Genomic DNA, 19340 nt, shown 5'->3' with positions numbered 1-19340 from the left:
TTTTATATATATTTCAAGTATATTTTTTTAAAATAAAAAATGTATATGTACTTGTAAAGTATATTTATAAATAAATATGAGTATTGTATAATAAATGATGAAAAATTATATAAAAATATATCTTTTGTTAAAAAAAAGAAAAAGAATGATTTTGATCTTAATTTTGTCTTTAATTACTTGTATTTTTTTTGTTGTATTCATTCATAATAGATTATGGAATGTTCATCATTTTTATAGTCAAACAAAAAGAAAAACAGATTTTCATCAATTTTATGATATTAATAAGTTCGTTGATTCAAATAATGATGAATCTGAAAAAAATACATTAAATTTTATTCGTAATAATAGGAATATTTATGGTTTACTAACAGTTTTAAATTTAAGTAAGTCTTATGTTTTAAATAAAAATTTCAATAAAGCTTTGTTACTTTTATATAATCATTTACATTTATCTCAAGATAAATTTATATTTAATACAATGTTGTTAGAAATAGCAAAAGTTCAAATGAAACAAAACAAATTTAATGATGCTATAGAAACGTTAAATTCAATTAAAAGTAAATTATATTTAAAAACAATATTAAATATGAAGGGAGATATTTTTTTTATATTAAAAAAGTATGACGATGCTATACAATTTTGGATACATGCTCTTCAATTAGAAAGTAATGTAATTACAAAAATTATTTTAAAAATGAAAATAAATTCAATAGAAGAAAGAGACTATTTTTATATATATAATTATCAGAAGAATACTAATGAAAATTAAAATAATTTTAATTGGAAGGTCGAATGTTGGTAAATCAAGTTTGTTTAACTTGATGACGCAAACTAACAATGCAATTATTGATAAATCAAAAAATACTACTATAGATTATAAGTATAAATTATTTATATCTTTAAGAGATTTCAAAGTTCAAGTAATAGATACTCCAGGTATTAGTCAAATTACTAATAATACAAGTCAAATAATATTAGATAATATTAAACAAGTATTAAATAAATCACATATAATATTATTTTTAGTGAATGCACGAAATAACTGTACACATGAAGATGAACATATTGCTACATTGATTCGAAAACAGAATAAGCCTATTTTTTTATTAGTTAATAAAATTGATAAAGTAAATATTTATGATATTATGAGTGATTTTTTATCTTTAGGTTTTATAAATACTTATTTTATTTCAGTTAAAAATAAAATAAATACAACTTTTTTTAATAAAAAAGTTTTAATACCTTTTATTGAAAATAAAATAAATAGTGATTATTTTTCATTAGTTAAAAAAAGAAGTTGTAATAATATAACACAAAAAATAATTATTTCTATTATTGGTCGACCTAATGTTGGTAAATCAACTATTATTAATAATATTATAAGTAGTAACAATAGATTAATGACATCCAATCAACCTGGTACAACACGTGATAGTATTGAAGTAAGTTATATAGAAAAAAATAATAAATATATTTTTATTGATACAGCTGGAATTAGAAAACGAAAAAATATAAAAGATTTATTAGAAAAAAATTCTATTCAAAGAAGCATTAAAAGTATATATAAGAGTGATTTAGTTATTTTAGTTATTAATGCTGCTGATAAAGTTTTAAAACAAGATTTATTTTTACTGAATCAGATCAATATTATGGGAAAGTTATTGATTATATTAATTAATAAATGGGACTTAATTTCAAAAAGTAAAAAAAAGACAATTAAACAAGAAATTAATGAAATTTTACATTTCGTTACTTATATTCCTAAAATTTTTGTATCTGGTCGATATGATAAAAATATTTTTAAAAATATAAAAAAAACAGTTTATCAAGTACACGAATCTGCAAAAAAAAGAATTACTTCTTCTATTTTAACACGATTATTACATAATATGTTAAAAAAGCATAAACCCCCAATAATCAATGGGAAAAAAATTAAATTAAAATTTGCTCATCCAGAACATGATAATAAGAACATATATTTAAAAAAAATCATTATTTATGGAAATAAAACTCATTTATTAACATGTAATTATATTAAATATTTAAGTCGTCAATTTCAAACAGAATTAAATTTAATAGGTATTCCTATAACGTTAATTTTCAAAAATGCGAATAATCCATATATTATAGATTAAATTATTTAATTTAAATAATATTACTTATTTAGTTGTATAGTTTAAAGAATATGTAGGAATGGTGACTTCAATGTCTTCACATCCTAATTTTGCTTGACAAGATAATCTACTATTTTCTTTTAATCCCCATGCTTTATCTAAAGCATCTTCTTCTTCTTCTGAACATGTCGAAATTGAATTAAATCCTTTTGTAATAAAACAATGACATGTAGTACATACACACGATTTTTCACAAGCATGTTCAATATAGATATTATTTTTTAAAGCAACATTAAGGATTGTACTACCGCTTGTAGCTTGAACAATTTTTTTTTCGATTTTATTATTTTTTTTAAATATAAATGTTATGTTTGGCATATATTTTATTTTTACCTAGATGTAAAATTAATAGTAAATTTTTTATTTTATAAAATTTTATATATATAAAAGATATTTTTATTGTAAATGTATTGATGACATGGTTTTTTCTATAGTAATTTTAAATTTTAAAAAATATTTTAATTTTTCTAAATTATTTTTAGCTTTTTCCCAATTTTTTGCATATAAATATTGTTGTAATTTATTAGATAAATATATTTCTATTTTTGTTATTTTTTTATAAAAAACATTAATTTTTTTGTACTGATTATCTTTTTTAAAATTTTCTAGTTTTTCATATAAATAAAATTGAAAACTTAAAAATTTGTTATATTGATCGCAATTTGTTTTTTTTTTTATATTTGATTGATGTAAACTAATTAAATGTTCAGCTCTTGTTATAGGATTTTTTAAAATTTGATATGCTTTATTAATTAATATAGAATTTTGCATAAAATGTAATCTTTTTTTTTCTTCAATATGCATATATAAATCAGGATGATATTTTTTTTGCAGTTGATAAAATTTATTTTTTATATCTTTTTGTTTTAAATTAAACGTCAAAGGTAAATCGAATAAATTAAAATAATTCATATTATTCTCATAAAAATTTTTATTAATTTTTATATGTAAAGTTTAAAAAAAATTATTTAATCATTGTGATTTAAAAACACTATAGTGTTTACTATAGTGTATTAAAATTAAGAAATATTATTTTTTTTTTTATAATCTTTTATAGCAGATTTAATAGCATCTTCTGCTAGTATAGAGCAATGAATTTTTACTGGAGGAAGTTTTAATTCTTTAACGATTTGAGTGTTTTTAATTTGAGTTGCTTGATCTAATGATTTACCTTTTACCCATTCTGTCATTAAAGAACTTGATGCAATTGCAGAACCACATCCATATGTTTTAAAGCATGCATCTTCAATAATTCCTTTTTCATTTACTTTAATTTGTAGTTTCATTACGTCTCCACAAGCTGGAGCTCCTACTAAACTTGTACCTACTGTTGAATCATTTTTTTCGAATGATCCTACATTTTTTGGGTTTTCATAATGTTCTATAACTTTTTTACTATAAGACATAATAATTCTCTTTTTTAATAAATAAAATAAAGTACTAGACATGTTCCCATTTTATAGCGTCAATATCAATACCTTCTTTATACATTTCCCATAAAGGAGATAGATTTCTTAGTTTTAATACTGCTTTTTGAATTAGAACGATAGCATAATTTATTTCTTTCATTGTAGTAAATTTTCCAATAGAAAATCTAATAGAACTATGAGCTAATTCATCCTTTACCCCTAATGCGCTCAATACATAAGAAGGTTCTAAACTAGAAGAAGTACAAGCTGATCCCGAAGAAATAGCTAAATCTTTTAGAGCCATAATTAATGATTCTCCTTCTATATAGTTAAAACTTACATTTAAGATATGAGGTACACAATATTTTAAATTACTATTTAAATAAATTTCTTCTATTTTTTTTAAATTATTCCAAAAATGGTTACGTAAATGCAAAATTTGTTCATTATGTTTATTAAAATATGTTTTTGTAATTTCGAACGCTTTACTCATGCCAACAATTTGATGTACAGGTAGGGTTCCTGATCTTAAACCGCGTTCATGACCCCCTCCATGAATAAGAGCTTCAAGTCTAATTTTTGGTTTTTTACGGATATATAAACCTCCTATACCCTTTGGTCCATATATTTTATGAGCGGAAAAAGAAATTAAATTTATGTAAGTTTTTTTTACGTCTAATGCGATTTTACCAATGCTTTGCGTTGCATCAACATGAAAAAAAATGTTTTTCTGTACACAAATTTTACTAATAGATTCAATATCCTGAATAACTCCTATTTCATTATTGACATGCATTATTGAAATTAAAATAGTGTCTGTACAAATTGCATTTTTTAATTCTTCTAAATCTATTAAACCGTTTTTTTTTGGATTTAAATATGTAACACGAAAATTTTTTTCTTCTAAATATCTACAACTATCTAAAACAGATTTATGTTCTGTTTTACTAGTAATAATATGTTTTCCTTTATTTTTATAAAAATTAGCACAACCTTTAATTGCAAGATTGTTTGATTCAGTAGCTCCAGATGTAAATATAATTTCTCTAAAATCAGCATTAAAAAATTCAGCAATTGTGTTTCTTGCAATATCTATAGCTTCTTCTGCAATCCATCCGAATTTATGAGAACGAGAAGCTGGATTTCCAAAGTTTTTATCATTATAATTTAAATATTTTAACATTTCTTTTTGAACTTCGGGATCAACTGGTGTTGTTGCAGCATAATCGAAATATATTGGTAAATCCATTGTTTCCCCTATTTAATATTAATATGTTTGAATATTAATATTCATTTAAAAAAATTATAACAAGAATATAAAATTACTAAAATAATATATTAATATTAAATAATTTTTTATATACATTGATTTTAATAAATTCTATTAATAAAATTATATAAAAAAATTTTTAATAAAAACATTGTACATTATTTTAAATTAAATATAATATGTTTTATAGGGGCGTAGTTCAATTTGGTAGAGCATCGGTCTCCAAAACCGAAAGTTGGGGGTTCAATTCCCTCCGCCCCTGAATAAATAAAAAAGATTTTATTTTACAGTCTTCGGTTAATTTTATCAAATTTTACTCTAATCGTAATAATTCATATTATACACCATCCTATAACATTAAAAAATATAACTTTAATATAAATTTGGAATAATGATTTCTAACTTCAGATGATTTTTTTTGTAGTTTTTTATTGTATCTAATAATTTATTTTTTTATATTTTTTATAAATATATATTTAAATGGAAAAATTAAATGCAGAATTATCGTTCTAGTACTACTACTCAAGGGCGTAATATGGCAGGAGCGCGCGCATTATGGCGTGCAACAGGAATGAGTGATTCAGATTTTAATAAACCTATAATTGCTATTGTTAATTCTTTTTCAGAATTTGTTCCTGGTCATATTCATTTAAATCATATCGGAAAAATTATTTCTAATGAAATAAACAAAGCAGGAGGGGTAGGAAAAGAATTTAATACAATAGCTATTGATGATGGAATAGCTATGGGTCATTCGGGAATGCTTTACTCATTACCATCGCGTGAATTAATAGCTGATTCAGTGGAATTCATGGTTAATGCTCATTGTGTTGATGGAATGATATGTGTTTCTAATTGCGATAAGATTACTCCAGGAATGTTTATGGCTGCTTTGCGTCTTAATATACCAACAGTATTTGTTTCTGGAGGTCCAATGGAAGCGGGTAAAACATTATTAGATAAATCGCATGCTTCTGTGAATCATCTAAAAATAGATTTAGTGGATGCTATTTCTAATAGTGCAAATACCGCAATTAGTGACGATATTGTTGAGGATATTGAAAAATCAGCATGTCCTACATGCGGATCTTGTTCTGGAATGTTTACAGCTAATTCTATGAATTGCTTAATTGAAGCAATTGGTTTGGCATTACCAGGTAATGGATCATTATTGGCAACACATTATAATAGAAAAGAGTTATTTATACAGTCCAGTAAAATTATAGTACAGATTACTAAAGAATTTTATAAAAATAATAAAAACATTTATTTACCAAGAAACATTGCTACTATTGATGCTTTTAAAAATGCTATGTCAGTAGATATAGCAATGGGAGGATCAACTAATACTATTTTACATCTTTTAGCTGCTGCTCAAGAGGGTAATATTAACTTTTCATTAAAAGATATTGACGCTTTATCAAGAATTACACCTCATTTATGTAAGTTATCACCTAGTACTAATAAATATCATATGGAAGATTTCCATAGAGCAGGTGGTGTGATGAGAATAATTGGCGAGCTTTGTCATATTAATTTAATTAATGATAAAACAAGTAATATTTTAGGATTATCTTTAAGAGAAACATTAAATACATATGATGTTTTAAAAACAAATAATAAAAAAATAAAAAATATGTATCTTTCTGGACCGATGGGTGTTAAAACGATTAAACCTTTTTCTCAATCATTTCAATGGCCAGAATTAGATTTAGATAGAAAAAATGGATGTATTCGTTCAAATCAATATGCTTTTAATAAAGAAGGTGGTTTAGCTGTATTATATGGCAATTTGTCTTTAAATGGTTGTGTAGTAAAAACAGCTGGAGTTGATGAAAATAATTTTGTTTTTTGTGGATCAGCGAAAGTATATGAAAGTCAAGAAGATGCTGTAGAAGCAATATTAAATAAAAAAATTCGTTCAGGAGATGTTATTATTATAAGATATGAAGGTCCTAAAGGTGGTCCTGGAATGCAGGAAATGCTCTACCCTACAACATACTTGAAATCTATTCAGTTAGACAAAAAATGTGCATTAATTACAGATGGAAGATTTTCAGGAGGTACATCTGGATTATCTATCGGTCATGTATCACCTGAAGCTGCAAATAAAGGATTAATTGCTTTAGTAAGAGATGGAGATGAAATTGTTATTAATATATTTAATCGTTCAATTCATTTAAATATCACTGATACAGAAATAAAAAAAAGAAAAAAATTAGAAGAATCAAGGAAGTATCCTTATACTCCATTACATCGTAAACGTAAAGTATCATTTGCTCTAAAGTCTTATTCTTTTTTTGCTACTAGTGCTGATACAGGAGCTGTTCGAGATATTACAAAAGTTAATATTTAATTTTTAATGAATAGTGTTATAAAAAATCTTTTAAAATTTGTTTAATTATTTTATTAAATATTTAATATAAATAAATTTGTATAATAAAAATATTTTAAGGAAAATCATGAATAATTATTTTAATAATTTAAATTTTAGAGAAAAAAATATTGAATTAAAGAAATGTCGTTTTGTATTAAAATCAGAGTTTTATGAAAATGTTTCGTATTTAAAAAATAAAAAAATTGTTATCATAGGATGCGGAGCTCAAGGATTAAATCAAGGTTTAAATATGCGAGATTCCGGATTAAATATTGCATATGCATTAAGACAATCTTCTATTACAAGTAAAAATCGTTCTTGGAATAATGCTATAAAAAATGGATTTAAAGTAGATAATTACGAAAATATTATTCCCGAAGCTGATTTTGTTATTAATTTAACTCCAGATAAACAACATAAAAATGTTTTAAATCAAATAGAAAAATTAATGAAGTACGGAGCTATTTTAGGTTATTCGCATGGATTTAATATTGTAGAGATGGGTCAACAAATAAGAAATGACATTACTGTTATTATGGTTGCGCCAAAATGTCCTGGTACTGAAGTAAGATCTGAATATATTAGAGGATTTGGAGTTCCAGCTTTAATTGCTGTACATAAAAAAAACGATCCTAATCATATAGGATTAGAATATGCTAAAGCATGGGCTGTTGCAATCGGTAGTCATCATGCAGGAGTATTAGAGTCTTCTTTTGTTGCTGAAGTTAAATCTGATTTAATGGGTGAGCAGACTATTCTATGTGGTTTATTACAAGCTGCTTCGATAGCTTGTTACGAAAAATTAATTCAAGAAAAAATACCTGCGCATTATGCATCGAAAATTATTCAAAATGGTTGGGAAGTATTTACAGAATCTCTAAAACATGGAGGTATTACCTTAATGATGGATCGTTTATCCAATATATCTAAAATTACAGCATATGAATTATCAGAAAAATTAAAACCTATTTTATCTCCACTTTTTAAGACACATATGGATAATATTATGTCTGGAGAGTTTTCAAAAAAAATGTTAGAAGATTGGGATATGAATGACAAAATATTATTACAAAGAAGAAAAGAAACAGCTGGATCTAGTTTTGAACAAGCTCCTAATTCTGATGTTGATATTTCTGAGGAAGAATATTTTAATAACGGGGTAATAATGATTGCAATATTAAAATCTGGCATTGAAATGGCGTTTGAAACTATGGTTGAAACAGGAATATTAGAAGAATCTGCTTATTATGAATCCTTACACGAACTTCCTTTAATAGCTAATACTATTGCTCGTAAAAAATTATATGAAATGAATGTAGTAATTTCTGATACTGCAGAATTTGGTAATTATTTATTTGAAGAAAAGGCGTTGCCTATATTAAAAAAATTTTTTAATGATATTAGTTTTAAAGAGATAAATACATTACATAAAAATAATAAGATTAACATTGATAATATTAAATTAAGAAATATTAATGATTCAATTCGTAACCATCCTATTGAAAAGATCGGTGTTAAATTAAGGTCTTACATGATTGGTATGAAGAAAAAAAATTTTTAATAGTAACCTTATTAGTGTTTTATTTTTAAATTTTATATATTTTTTAAAAAAATAAATATTGTATATTTTAAACAAATGTACAATATTAAATAATAAGTTTAAATTATGAGTTTAAATACAAATCAACTTAAGGCAGTTCAGTGTATTAAAAATCCTTGTTTAGTTTTAGCTGGAGCTGGATCTGGTAAAACCAAAGTTATTACTAATAAAATTATATATTTAATGAATAATGATCAATTTAATTTTAAAAATATAATTGTTGCTTTAACTTTTACTAATAAAGCCGCTAAAGAAATGAAAACAAGAGTCTATACAAAAGCAATTAATTACGAAAAAAAAATATTTATTTCGACATTTCATAATTTTGGTATGAAGATTATTCAATCAGCCTCCAATTTATTAAAGATAAAAACTAATTTTTTAGTTATAGATGAATTTGATCGTATTAATATAATAAAAAAAATTATGCATTCAAAATTAAAATATGATGCAAAATTATCAAAAAACATACTTATTTTTATATCTACATTAAAAAATAATTGTTTAAGTGCAATTGAAGCACAACAATTAAATAATAATACGTTTAATAAAAAATTTTTAGAATGTTATTTTTTATATGAAGAATATTTAAAATTATCACATTTTTTAGATTTTGATGATTTGATATATTTGCCAATAAAATTATTTCAAAAAAATCAAAAATTTCATTTATATTGGAAAAAAAAAATTAAGTATTTGCTAGTTGATGAATATCAAGATACGAATAGCATTCAGTATAATCTAATTAAATTAATTACAAAGCAAAATAATTTTACTTTAGTTGGTGATGACGATCAATCAATATATTCTTGGAGGGGGGCTAATCCAAATAACCTTTTTTTATTAAAAAAAGATTTTCCTGATATTAAGATTATTAAATTAGAAGAAAATTATCGTTCCTCTGGTCGTATTTTAAATATAGCTAATAATTTGATATCTCATAATCCTCATGTATTTCGTAAAAAATTATTTTCTAATATGAAATATGGTCCTTTAATAAAAATTATATCTACATTAAATGAACAAGAAGAAGCAAAAACAGTATTAAGCGAAATTATAATACATCGATTACAATTTAAAACATTGTATTCAGATTATGCTATTTTGTATCGATCAAATAATCAATCTAAAATTTTTGAAAAATATTTAATTGAAAAAAATATTCCCTATTATATTTTTGGTAAAAAATCTATTTGTAATTATAAATTTGTTAAAATACTAATATTTTATTTAAAAATTATTATTAATCCTGAAGATAATTTTTCTTTTTTAAAAATTATTAATATTCCTAATAGAGGAATTGGAAAAAAAACTATTGCATATTTAAATCAATTATCTGATTGTAATAATACAAGTTTATATTATACTGGTTTAAATTTAAAAAAGAATATTAATGATACATTATCGAATTCTTGTAAACAATTAAATCAATTTTGTTTATGGATTCAAGACATTAGGAAATACGCTGAATTTTATCCAAATAATGTTATTAAAAAAATTATTGATAATATTCAATATATAAAATGGGTTAAAAAAAATATAAAAAATCAATTACAGTTAGAAGAAAATATAAAAAATATACTAATCTTAGTACAATCAATGAAAAAAATTCAAATTTCTGATGATAAAAACTATAATATTAATAAATTATCAGAATTTATTACTTCTATTTTTTTAGAAGATTCATCTTTGATAGATGACGATCAACATGTTCAATTAAAAGATAAAATTTGTTTAATGACTTTACATGCGTCAAAAGGTTTAGAATTTTCATTTGTATTTATAATTGGAATAGAAGATGGTATTTTGCCTCATAAAATAAGTTTACAAAATAATGATTGCTATGAAGAAAGAAGATTATTTTATGTTGGTATTACAAGAGCTAAAAAAGAATTAACTTTAACATATACTCAAAAAAGGATTAGCTATGGAAATATTATTGATGTTAATCCTAGTCGATTTTTATTAGAATTACCTAAAAAAGATTTATTTTTTGTTAATAATTTAGTTGTTTCATCTTGTATACATCAATTTGCAATAAATAAAAAAAATATTCATTTTATAAAAAAAATGTTAAAATTATCAAAAAAAAGTGAAAAAATATAAATCTAAATAACGATTATAAGAGAGAATTTTATGGAAAATAATATAATTATTATTAACGATAATAATTTTCAAGAAAAAGTATTAAAAGAAAATAACTTTATACTTGTTGATTTTTGGGCTCCATGGTGCAATCCATGTAAAATATTAACTCCTATAATAGAAGAAGTTGCATCTGTATATAAAAACAGAATAATTTTTTCAAAAATTAATGTTGATGAAAATCCTAATACTGCTCCTAAATATTCTATTCGTGGAATACCTGCTTTATTATTATTTAAAAAAGGAGAAGTACTTGCAACTAAAGTAGGAGTATTATCAAAATTAGAATTAACAACATTTTTAGAAGAGCATACGAATATTAAAATATAAAAAAATAGATTTTATTTTTTATATGTATTATAATTTGTATAATTATTATACATATAAAAATAATTTAATAAAAATACAATTTATTATTAATAAAAAACATTTCGAGAATTATCTCAAGTTTATAAAGAACCCACCCATATGAATCTTACCGAACTGAAAAATACACCGGTTTCTGAACTTATAATTCTTGGTGAAAAAATAGAGTTAGAAAATTTAGCTCGAATGCGTAAACAAGATATTATTTTTGCTATTTTGAAGCAACATTCCAAAAGCGGAGAAGATATATTTGGAAATGGTGTTTTAGAAATTTTACAAGATGGATTCGGTTTTTTGCGTTCTGCAGATAGCTCGTATCTTGCTGGACCCGATGACATATATGTTTCTCCTAGTCAAATTAGACGATTTAATTTACGTACTGGTGATACTATTTCAGGTAAAATACGACCTCCTAAAGAAGGAGAACGATATTTTGCTTTGTTAAAGGTGAATGAAGTAAATTATGATAAACCAGAAAATGCACGGAGTAAAATATTATTTGAGAATTTAACTCCATTACATGCAAATTCTAGATTAAGAATGGAAAGAGGAAATGGTTCGACAGAAGATTTAACTGCTAGAGTTTTAGATTTAGCTTCTCCAATAGGTAGAGGGCAAAGAGGATTAATTGTAGCCCCTCCTAAAGCGGGAAAAACAATGTTATTACAAAATATAGCACAAAGTATTGCTTATAATCATCCGGATTGTGTTTTAATGGTTCTTTTAATTGATGAGAGGCCTGAAGAAGTCACTGAAATGCAAAGATTGGTAAAAGGTGAAGTAGTAGCATCTACTTTTGATGAACCTGCTTCTAGACATGTACAAGTAGCGGAGATGGTAATTGAAAAAGCAAAAAGATTAGTTGAGCATAAAAAAGATGTAATTATATTGTTAGATTCGATTACACGTTTAGCAAGAGCTTATAACACAGTAGTTCCAGCATCTGGAAAAGTTTTAACGGGTGGTGTAGATGCCAACGCTTTACATCGACCTAAAAGATTTTTTGGAGCAGCTCGTAATGTAGAAGAAGGAGGAAGTTTAACTATAATTGCTACAGCATTAATTGATACTGGATCAAAAATGGATGAAGTTATTTATGAAGAATTTAAAGGAACAGGAAATATGGAATTATTATTATCCAGAAAAATATCAGAAAAAAGAGTGTTTCCTGCAATTGATTACAATCGTTCCGGAACTAGAAAAGAGGAATTATTAACGTTTACTGAAGAATTACAAAAGATGTGGATTTTAAGAAAAATTATACATCCTATGAGTGAAATTGATGCAATGGAATTTTTAATGAATAAACTTGCAATGACAAAAACGAATAGTGAATTTTTTGATATGATGAAACGATCTTAAAAATGTTTATTAATAAATTTTATTTATATAAAATATTTATGATTATAAATAATTTTTTTGATAAAAAATTTTATTTTTTAAAAATAAAAAATAATTTTTATAAAAATTGTTTTTAAATTTTTTTTTTTATGTTAATATCTATTAAATTTTAAATTAATTTAAATAATTTTTTTATATTTACAAGTATAAATATATTTTCAATATTTTTTGTCAAACATTTATTAATAAAAAAAAGTTATAATCCATATGTGTTTATCTATATATGCGCTTGTAACTCAGACGGATAGAGTACTACTTTCCGAAAGTAGAAGTCTCAGGTTCGATTCCTGACAAGCGCAAATTAGAAAAAATTTTTATTTTTTAATTTTTTTATAAAATAATTTAAAAAATAAATATTTAATTTTGGTGATTATAGCTCAGTCGGTAGAGCTCTGGATTGTGATTCCAGCGGTCATGGGTTCGACCCCCATTAATCACCCAAAATAAGTATATTTATATAGTAGATTTAATAATTTAATAATATTTTATCGGCGAATAGCGCAGCTTGGTAGCGCAACTGGTTTGGGACCAGTAGGTCAGAGGTTCAAATCCTCTTTCGCCGACCATTATCATATATTTCTTTAATCTTTTTTAAAATACATGCATTATGTGCATGTGAACATATAATAATATTTTTCCATCCTAAACTTAAAGCTAGTGTATATATTCTATTACTAATACACAAAATTTTACATTTAAATAACCATCTTTTTTCTTTTTTTTTATAAAAAATACAAGTTAACCTTGTTAACATTTCAGAACTAGTAACAATTAACATATTAATGTTAAAAAATTTCCATTTTTTAGCTTCTTTACTTCCATTATATCTTATGAATATTCTTTGATAACATTCTAATTTGACAATATTATATCCATCATTAGATAATTCTTTTGCTAATATATTTCTACTATTATTTCCTTGCAGAATAATAATTTTTGTATCTTTAATTGGTTTAGTTTTTTTAATTACTTTAATTAAATGTTCGCTATTTTCTTTTTTAAGAGGATAAAGTACTTTTTTTTTAGTACAAATTTTTAATAAACGAGCTGATTTATGACCGATAGCAAAGTAATTTAATGTAATAGGCCATTTTTTTATTTTTTTTAAATAATTATGAGAATATAAAATAGCATATTTAGAAGAAGCGATAACAATACTGTTTTTTGATGATGATTGTAATACATGAGGTAATAAAAATAAGTCCTTTCCTGGTCGGAATTTAAATATAGGAAATATCCATGATTGAATATTGATTTTATTTAATTTATGCATTAGCTCTAATGCATCTTTTTTAGGTCTTAAAATTAATATGTTCATTTATTATAAATAGTGCTAGTTCAGTTTATTGATATCTTTATTTTTAAGTAACTCTAAAGCTAAAGAATAACTCATTTTTTTTATTTCTAAATAAGATCCTGTTCGTTCCCCTCTAATTAATTTTTTTCCATCATTAGATCCTATTAAACCTTTAAGAGAGAGTTTATTTTTTTTAATTGAAGCATAACTTCCTACTGGAGAATAACATCCTGCGTTTAATTGAAAACATAATAATCTTTCTGCTTGTATTCGCAAAAAACTATTTTTATGATTGATTTTTTTTAATAATTTATGAATTTTTGTATCTTGAATGCGAGATTGAATACCGATAGCACCCTGTCCGCAAGAAGGAAGTGAGATATTTAATGGAATAACTTCATTAATTCTATTATGTAGATTTAATCGGTTTAATCCTTCTACAGATAAAATAATTGCATCGTATTTTCCTTCATCTAATTTTTTTAATCTAGTTTCAATATTACCATGTACAGGATGCACAATTAAATCAGGACGATAATGCAATAATTGACATTGTCTTCTTAAACTTGAAGTTCCTATGATTGCTCCTTTTGGTAAGTCTTGTAATTTATTATACATGTTTGAAATAAGAGCATCTAAAGGATTCCCTCTTTTTAAAACAGTAGAAAGGCATAATTTTGTTGACATATTGATAATAGGAAGGTCCTTTACAGAATGTATTGCAATATCAGCTATGTTTTCTAATAAAGCAATTTCAAGTTCTTTTATAAAAATACCTTTTCCATTTAATGCATTCCATCTTTTTTTTGCGATAATGTCTCCATGTGTTTTTATTGGAATTAACTGGATATTTAAATTTGGATAAATCGCAGATAATTTATTTTTTACAGATTCAGCTTGAATTAGCGCTAATGGACTTTTTCTCGTTGCAATTCTTAAATAATTGTGTTTATTAAACATTTTACATAGAGCCATGAATAGTAAAAAATGTTTAAATAATTAAATATTATTAATTATTATTTTTGTTATTTGTTTTAATATTATTATTTTATAAAAAATTTTTTTTAAAAAATAAAATTTAAAATTTATATATTTATATAGTCTTGTAGTTCTTTATTTAAAGAATCTTTTAATGCTTGCCAAAATTCTATTTTTTTTCTTAAACATATCCATTTTGTGCCATCATAATTAAAATGATAACCTGTTTCTTGATTTGCCATCCATATTTGTTTTAAGTTTTCTCTTTTATTAATAATTATTTTTTTTTTATTATTAATAATAATGGAAAAAACATCAGCATCAATTTCGCATTCAATGTCTTTTTTTCCTGAATATGCGTCAATTATTTTTTCAATTTTAACAATTATTTTGTGAAATTCTTTTAAAAAAAATTGTTTTTTAATTATATTAAAATTGTTCATTGTTAATTAAATTTTAAGTTAAAGTATCGTTCTAATTAATTTTTATTATTTATGTTTTTGTTTTATACTATTAATTATAAAGTAATACTGCATTGAAGTAAAATCATATACAATGAATTATTAATTAATAATTTATTTAATTTTTTTATTATAAAGAGTAACTTATATGTCTGACATTCAAAGTAAGAAAATATTTTTTTCAAAAATGCATGGATTAAAAAACGATTTTGTTGTAATTAATAATTGCATTTTAAAAATAGTATTTTCGAAATTATTAATACAAAAGTTGTCTAATCGTTATACAGGAATTGGTTTTGATCAATTTTTATTAATAGAGAAATCTTCTGATCCATTAGTAGATTTTCATTATCGTATTTTTAATGCTAATGGTGAAGAAGTATTTCAGTGTGGTAATGGAGCTAGATGTATAGCTAAATTTATTCAAATAAAAAAATTAATTTGTAAAAATAAAATTGTAGTTAGCACAAACACAACACAAATGGTTTTAGAGAATATAAACAATCAGCAAGTTAAAGTCATCATGAATGCTCCATTATTTCATCCTCATTTAGTAGATTTAAAGGTTCAATTAATATCTGATAAATATCAAGTTGTTATAAATCAGAATTTAATAGTAACGTTTAGAGTTGCTTTTCTAGGTAATCCTCATTGTGTTATAATAGTCAATGATGTCAATAATATTGATATAGAAACAATAGGTAGAGCATTAAATAATTCATCAATTTTTTTGCATGGTGTTAATGTAGAGTTTATGGAAATAATTAATGATACAACAATTAAAATAAGAGTTTATGAAAGAGGAGTTGGTGAAACAAAGTCGTGTGGAAGTGGAGCTTGTGCTGCAACAGCAGTAGGTATATTAAATAATATGTTAAAAAGTCAAGTATTGGTAAAATTACTTGGAGGTGATTTAATAGTTAATTGGGATAAAAAATTAAAATTTTTACATATGATTGGGCCTGCTGAACATGTATATGATGGATATTTTAATTTATAAAATTTATTATTTTTTTATTTTTATTTTATTTTTATTTTATTTTTTTTTTTTTTTTTTTTTTTTTTTGAATTATATTATTAATATTTAAATAATAAAAATTGTATTAGAATTTTTTATTTTGATTTAATATTAAAAAATCATTAGTTAATGATATTATTTTTTATTAAAATTACAATACTACAGATTGTTGTGTGTACATATGTATTTTATGTCAAGTTAAGAAATTATAATTTTTAATTAATATATTTAAAAATAAAGGAGTTTATTTTGATAAAAATTAAGAATAATAATCAAAATATAAATATAAATTTAGATTTTTCAAATTGTTCAAATAACTTGTTAAAATCGAATAATAATATAAAAAAAAAATTTTTATAAATCGCAATAGTAAAGAATTTAATAAAGTAATTTTTGCGCTATTTTTAGCTGGTTTTGCTACTTTTTCAATATTGTATTGTGTACAACCTATACTTCCTATTTTTTCTAAGAAATTTAACTTAAGCCCTGTTGAAAGCAGTTTATCTCTTTCTGCGTCAACATTCATGATGTCAATAGGTATGTTATTCAGTGGTTCATTATCTGATACGTTTGGAAGAAAGCTGATAATGGGTATATCTTTAGTTTCTTCTTCTGTATTAACTATGCTCTCTTCAGGTATAGAAAGTTGGATTGGTATCATTATTATGCGTTCACTTATAGGCTTATCTTTAAGTGGTGTTGTAGGTGTAGCTATGTCCTATTTAAATGAAGAAATTAACCCTAAAATGTTGGGTGTATCTATGGGGTTATATATTAGCGGAAATACAGTAGGTGGTTTAGCTGGTCGTATGATTTCTAGTATAGTTACACATTATTTTTCATGGAAAATAGCTTTTTTTTCTGTAGGTTGTTGTTCGTTTTTAGCTTCTTTATTATTTATATTATTTTTACCTTCTTCTAAAAATTTTTCGTCTATTAAAATTACTCCTATATCTATTTTTAATAATATGTTACGTCAATGGAATGATAAATCTTTATCTGTTTTATTTATCATTGGTTTCATTCTTATGGGTAGTTTCATTACTATATTTAATTATATTACTTATAGATTAATGAATAATCCTTTTAATTTAAACCAAATTATTATTAGTTGTATTTCTTTAGTATATTTAATAGGAGTATATACGTCTCCAACAGCTGGTGTTTTAACAACCAAATATAAAAGTAAATTTATCTTAATATCTGCTTTATTAGCTATGATTTTTGGTATATTGTTAACTCAAGTAAATACAATTATTTTTATAATTGCAGGGTTAATCTTTTTTTCTGGAGGTTTTTTCGCTGCTCATTCAGTTGCAAGTAGTTGGATTGGTTATTTAGCAAAACAAGCAAAAGGGCAAGCGTCTTCTTTATATTTGTTTTTTTATTATTTAGGTTCAAGTATATGTAGTATTATAGGTGGTTGTTGTTGGTTATTAGGTCATTGGATTGGTATTTCTATTTTTGTATCAATTATGTTATTTTTAGGAATTAGATTAATTAATAAATTAAATCATAATTTTTAATTTATTTAATAAAATTATAGATAAATAAATATTTTTAAGTATTGTATTTTTATATGTTCATATAATAATGTTTTAATTTGTTTTTTATTATTATATATTTTTATTATCAAATTGTTTTGATATAATGTTTATATTTAAAGCAATTAAATTAGTTTGATCTAATAATTATATTAATGAAGTAAATGTATATTCTTAAAATCAATAAAATAATTTTATTTATATGAAAATATTTAAATTTATATATTTTTTTAAAAACTATTATTTCGATTAATTATTAAAAATATAAATTAATTATATTTCATAATATGAATAACATTTTTATATGTATTTAGCGCGTAATATATATTTTTATTTTTTAAACGTATTTTTTATTAAAAATAGCTTTAAGTTATACATTCTATATTAAATATATTTAATTGTATAAACAAAAAATATTTTTTATATGTTTTGTATATAAATTTTATAATTTTATATATTTTTAATGTTATTAATGTAGTAAATATCAAATCGATTTTGTTTTGTAATAATAGAAGCGTTAATATTTGTTTTATTAATACGGCTATAATGTAACGGACGTTTTACTACAATACGTTTTTTTGCAAAATTTTTTGCGATTTGAAATAATTTATTTGCATCAGTATCTTTATCACCTATGATTTTTTTTAAAAATTGCATACCTTTTTTAGGTTTAGATTTATTATTTTTTAAATTTAACATTGGATCTAAATATATTACGTCTGGTTGAGGTATTTCAGGTATTTCTAACATTTTAAAACTGGAATCTTGGATAAGCATAATTCTTGATTGAATCCATGGTCCAATAATAGGATGGTTAATAGCTTGTTTTAATGCGTTATTTAGTAGAAAACTTATAATTGGATTTCTTTCAAACATAATGACTGTACATCCTAAAGACGCAAGTATAATACTATCTCGACCTAATCCTGCTGTAGCATCTAAAACGATAGGATAATAATTTTTTTTAATTCCTACAGCTTTAGCAATTGCTTCTTTTTTTTGCGTATTTTGTATACGTGACAAAAAATTTTTTTTAGTAAAACTGATATAGAAGTAGTTACTAGTGTTTTTTGATAATTGGAATAATACATTTTTTTTGGGTTGAATAATTAAATACATATTTTTTCGCTTTGTATTTTGTTTATAAAAACATATTTTTTGTATATTTGTTACTGATATTAATAAAATACGCATTAAATTCTAAGCATATTTTTAAATTTATAGTATATATACTATTAGTTTTTTATAAAAAAACATTTTTGTAATGCTGACAGTACAATAAATAAATTTATAATTATTG

Annotated in this window: 17 protein-coding genes and 4 tRNA genes; 13 read left to right on the top strand and 8 right to left on the bottom strand. The window is 23.2% G+C overall.

Features of this window, described 5'->3' with window-relative positions:
• The first annotated feature begins 94 nt into the window (after positions 1 to 94).
• Both AB4W61_RS02525 and der read left to right on the top strand, forming a co-directional pair.
• Complete coding sequence (locus tag AB4W61_RS02525) at positions 95 to 769, top strand: tetratricopeptide repeat protein (RefSeq protein WP_367678940.1); 675 nt, start codon at positions 95 to 97, stop codon at positions 767 to 769.
• Positions 759 to 2135 carry a ribosome biogenesis GTPase Der gene (gene der, locus AB4W61_RS02520; RefSeq protein ID WP_367678939.1) on the top strand — a complete coding sequence of 459 codons (1377 nt, stop codon included), beginning with the start codon at positions 759 to 761 and terminating at the stop codon, positions 2133 to 2135. The genes AB4W61_RS02525 and der overlap by 11 nt, the downstream gene beginning before the upstream one ends.
• A 24-nt stretch (positions 2136 to 2159) precedes the next feature.
• Here der and fdx read toward each other — a convergent pair whose 3' ends face one another.
• From fdx to AB4W61_RS02500, 4 genes are all read right to left on the bottom strand, one after another.
• Entirely contained in the window at positions 2160 to 2492 is a 333-nt protein-coding gene (gene fdx / locus AB4W61_RS02515) for an ISC system 2Fe-2S type ferredoxin (RefSeq protein WP_367678938.1), read from the bottom strand.
• A 78-nt stretch (positions 2493 to 2570) separates the two neighbouring features.
• On the bottom strand, positions 2571 to 3086 hold the full coding sequence (gene hscB / locus AB4W61_RS02510; protein ID WP_367678937.1) for a Fe-S protein assembly co-chaperone HscB: 516 nt from the start codon (positions 3084 to 3086) through the stop codon (positions 2571 to 2573).
• Between the two features lie 107 nt (positions 3087 to 3193).
• Positions 3194 to 3580 (bottom strand): Fe-S cluster assembly scaffold IscU, encoded by a 387-nt coding sequence (iscU, locus tag AB4W61_RS02505; protein ID WP_367679171.1) that lies wholly within the window; start codon positions 3578 to 3580, stop codon positions 3194 to 3196.
• A 34-nt stretch (positions 3581 to 3614) separates the two neighbouring features.
• Positions 3615 to 4832, bottom strand: coding sequence for an IscS subfamily cysteine desulfurase (locus AB4W61_RS02500; RefSeq protein WP_367678936.1), 1218 nt, complete (start codon positions 4830 to 4832; stop codon positions 3615 to 3617).
• A gap of 209 nt (positions 4833 to 5041) precedes the next feature.
• Here AB4W61_RS02500 and AB4W61_RS02495 point away from each other — a divergent pair.
• The 9 genes from AB4W61_RS02495 to AB4W61_RS02455 all read left to right on the top strand — a co-directional run bounded on the left by AB4W61_RS02495 (position 5042) and on the right by AB4W61_RS02455 (position 13308).
• Positions 5042 to 5115 (top strand) — tRNA-Trp (locus tag AB4W61_RS02495).
• A 231-nt stretch (positions 5116 to 5346) separates the two neighbouring features.
• Positions 5347 to 7209, top strand: coding sequence for a dihydroxy-acid dehydratase (ilvD, locus tag AB4W61_RS02490; RefSeq protein WP_367678935.1), 1863 nt, complete (start codon positions 5347 to 5349; stop codon positions 7207 to 7209).
• Between the two features lie 106 nt (positions 7210 to 7315).
• Positions 7316 to 8791 carry a ketol-acid reductoisomerase gene (gene ilvC / locus AB4W61_RS02485; RefSeq protein ID WP_367678934.1) on the top strand — a complete coding sequence of 492 codons (1476 nt, stop codon included), beginning with the start codon at positions 7316 to 7318 and terminating at the stop codon, positions 8789 to 8791.
• 105 nt (positions 8792 to 8896) lie between these two features.
• Positions 8897 to 10936, top strand: coding sequence for a UvrD-helicase domain-containing protein (locus tag AB4W61_RS02480; protein WP_367678933.1), 2040 nt, complete (start codon positions 8897 to 8899; stop codon positions 10934 to 10936).
• Between the two features lie 30 nt (positions 10937 to 10966).
• Complete coding sequence (trxA, locus tag AB4W61_RS02475; protein WP_367678932.1) at positions 10967 to 11305, top strand: thioredoxin; 339 nt, start codon at positions 10967 to 10969, stop codon at positions 11303 to 11305.
• 138 nt (positions 11306 to 11443) lie between these two features.
• The gene (gene rho / locus AB4W61_RS02470; RefSeq protein WP_367678931.1) at positions 11444 to 12703 is read left to right on the top strand and encodes a transcription termination factor Rho; all 1260 of its coding nucleotides are present in this window, start codon (positions 11444 to 11446) and stop codon (positions 12701 to 12703) included.
• A gap of 264 nt (positions 12704 to 12967) precedes the next feature.
• Positions 12968 to 13041: transfer RNA gene (locus tag AB4W61_RS02465), tRNA-Arg, on the top strand.
• 67 nt (positions 13042 to 13108) lie between these two features.
• Positions 13109 to 13181, top strand: a tRNA-His gene (locus AB4W61_RS02460).
• A gap of 50 nt (positions 13182 to 13231) precedes the next feature.
• A tRNA-Pro gene (locus tag AB4W61_RS02455) sits at positions 13232 to 13308 on the top strand.
• Here AB4W61_RS02455 and AB4W61_RS02450 read toward each other — a convergent pair.
• The 3 genes from AB4W61_RS02450 to cyaY all read right to left on the bottom strand — a co-directional run bounded on the left by AB4W61_RS02450 (position 13287) and on the right by cyaY (position 15460).
• Positions 13287 to 14060: a uroporphyrinogen-III synthase gene (locus tag AB4W61_RS02450; RefSeq protein WP_367678930.1), complete on the bottom strand. Its 774-nt coding sequence runs from the start codon at positions 14058 to 14060 to the stop codon at positions 13287 to 13289. The genes AB4W61_RS02455 and AB4W61_RS02450 overlap by 22 nt on opposite strands.
• Positions 14061 to 14075: 15 nt before the next feature.
• The gene (gene hemC, locus AB4W61_RS02445; protein WP_367678929.1) at positions 14076 to 14999 is read right to left on the bottom strand and encodes a hydroxymethylbilane synthase; all 924 of its coding nucleotides are present in this window, start codon (positions 14997 to 14999) and stop codon (positions 14076 to 14078) included.
• 125 nt (positions 15000 to 15124) lie between these two features.
• Positions 15125 to 15460 carry an iron donor protein CyaY gene (cyaY, locus tag AB4W61_RS02440; protein WP_367678928.1) on the bottom strand — a complete coding sequence of 112 codons (336 nt, stop codon included), beginning with the start codon at positions 15458 to 15460 and terminating at the stop codon, positions 15125 to 15127.
• A 190-nt stretch (positions 15461 to 15650) separates the two neighbouring features.
• Between cyaY and dapF the strand changes: the two genes are divergently transcribed.
• Both dapF and AB4W61_RS02430 read left to right on the top strand, forming a co-directional pair.
• Entirely contained in the window at positions 15651 to 16478 is an 828-nt protein-coding gene (dapF, locus tag AB4W61_RS02435; protein WP_367679170.1) for a diaminopimelate epimerase, read from the top strand.
• A gap of 449 nt (positions 16479 to 16927) precedes the next feature.
• A complete protein-coding gene (locus AB4W61_RS02430; protein ID WP_367678927.1) occupies positions 16928 to 18022 on the top strand; it encodes an MFS transporter in 1095 nt (364 codons plus the stop codon).
• A 468-nt stretch (positions 18023 to 18490) separates the two neighbouring features.
• Here the strand turns inward: AB4W61_RS02430 and AB4W61_RS02425 are convergent, their stop codons facing one another.
• A complete protein-coding gene (locus tag AB4W61_RS02425) occupies positions 18491 to 19234 on the bottom strand; it encodes a class I SAM-dependent methyltransferase (RefSeq protein WP_367678926.1) in 744 nt (247 codons plus the stop codon).
• Positions 19235 to 19340: the final 106 nt, after the last annotated feature.

It is taken from the genome of Buchnera aphidicola (Thelaxes suberi) (assembly GCF_964059005.1).
Lineage (GTDB): Bacteria > Pseudomonadota > Gammaproteobacteria > Enterobacterales > Enterobacteriaceae > Buchnera_I > Buchnera_I aphidicola_C.
The sequence above is the reverse complement of the archived record's forward strand: the minus strand, read 5'-3'. Positions and strand labels throughout refer to the sequence as shown.

What these genes read in the sequence shown, in the direction of transcription:
- AB4W61_RS02525 (WP_367678940.1), top strand. Translation starts at nt 95, where the DNA reads ATGATGAAAAATTATATAAAAATATATCTTTTGTTAAAAAAAAGAAAA.
- der (WP_367678939.1), top strand. Translation starts at nt 759, where the DNA reads ATGAAAATTAAAATAATTTTAATTGGAAGGTCGAATGTTGGTAAATCA.
- fdx (WP_367678938.1), bottom strand. Translation starts at nt 2,492, where the DNA reads ATGCCAAACATAACATTTATATTTAAAAAAAATAATAAAATCGAAAAA.
- hscB (WP_367678937.1), bottom strand. Translation starts at nt 3,086, where the DNA reads ATGAATTATTTTAATTTATTCGATTTACCTTTGACGTTTAATTTAAAA.
- iscU (WP_367679171.1), bottom strand. Translation starts at nt 3,580, where the DNA reads ATGTCTTATAGTAAAAAAGTTATAGAACATTATGAAAACCCAAAAAAT.
- AB4W61_RS02500 (WP_367678936.1), bottom strand. Translation starts at nt 4,832, where the DNA reads ATGGATTTACCAATATATTTCGATTATGCTGCAACAACACCAGTTGAT.
- ilvD (WP_367678935.1), top strand. Translation starts at nt 5,347, where the DNA reads ATGCAGAATTATCGTTCTAGTACTACTACTCAAGGGCGTAATATGGCA.
- ilvC (WP_367678934.1), top strand. Translation starts at nt 7,316, where the DNA reads ATGAATAATTATTTTAATAATTTAAATTTTAGAGAAAAAAATATTGAA.
- AB4W61_RS02480 (WP_367678933.1), top strand. Translation starts at nt 8,897, where the DNA reads ATGAGTTTAAATACAAATCAACTTAAGGCAGTTCAGTGTATTAAAAAT.
- trxA (WP_367678932.1), top strand. Translation starts at nt 10,967, where the DNA reads ATGGAAAATAATATAATTATTATTAACGATAATAATTTTCAAGAAAAA.
- rho (WP_367678931.1), top strand. Translation starts at nt 11,444, where the DNA reads ATGAATCTTACCGAACTGAAAAATACACCGGTTTCTGAACTTATAATT.
- AB4W61_RS02450 (WP_367678930.1), bottom strand. Translation starts at nt 14,060, where the DNA reads ATGAACATATTAATTTTAAGACCTAAAAAAGATGCATTAGAGCTAATG.
- hemC (WP_367678929.1), bottom strand. Translation starts at nt 14,999, where the DNA reads ATGTTTAATAAACACAATTATTTAAGAATTGCAACGAGAAAAAGTCCA.
- cyaY (WP_367678928.1), bottom strand. Translation starts at nt 15,460, where the DNA reads ATGAACAATTTTAATATAATTAAAAAACAATTTTTTTTAAAAGAATTT.
- AB4W61_RS02425 (WP_367678926.1), bottom strand. Translation starts at nt 19,234, where the DNA reads ATGCGTATTTTATTAATATCAGTAACAAATATACAAAAAATATGTTTT.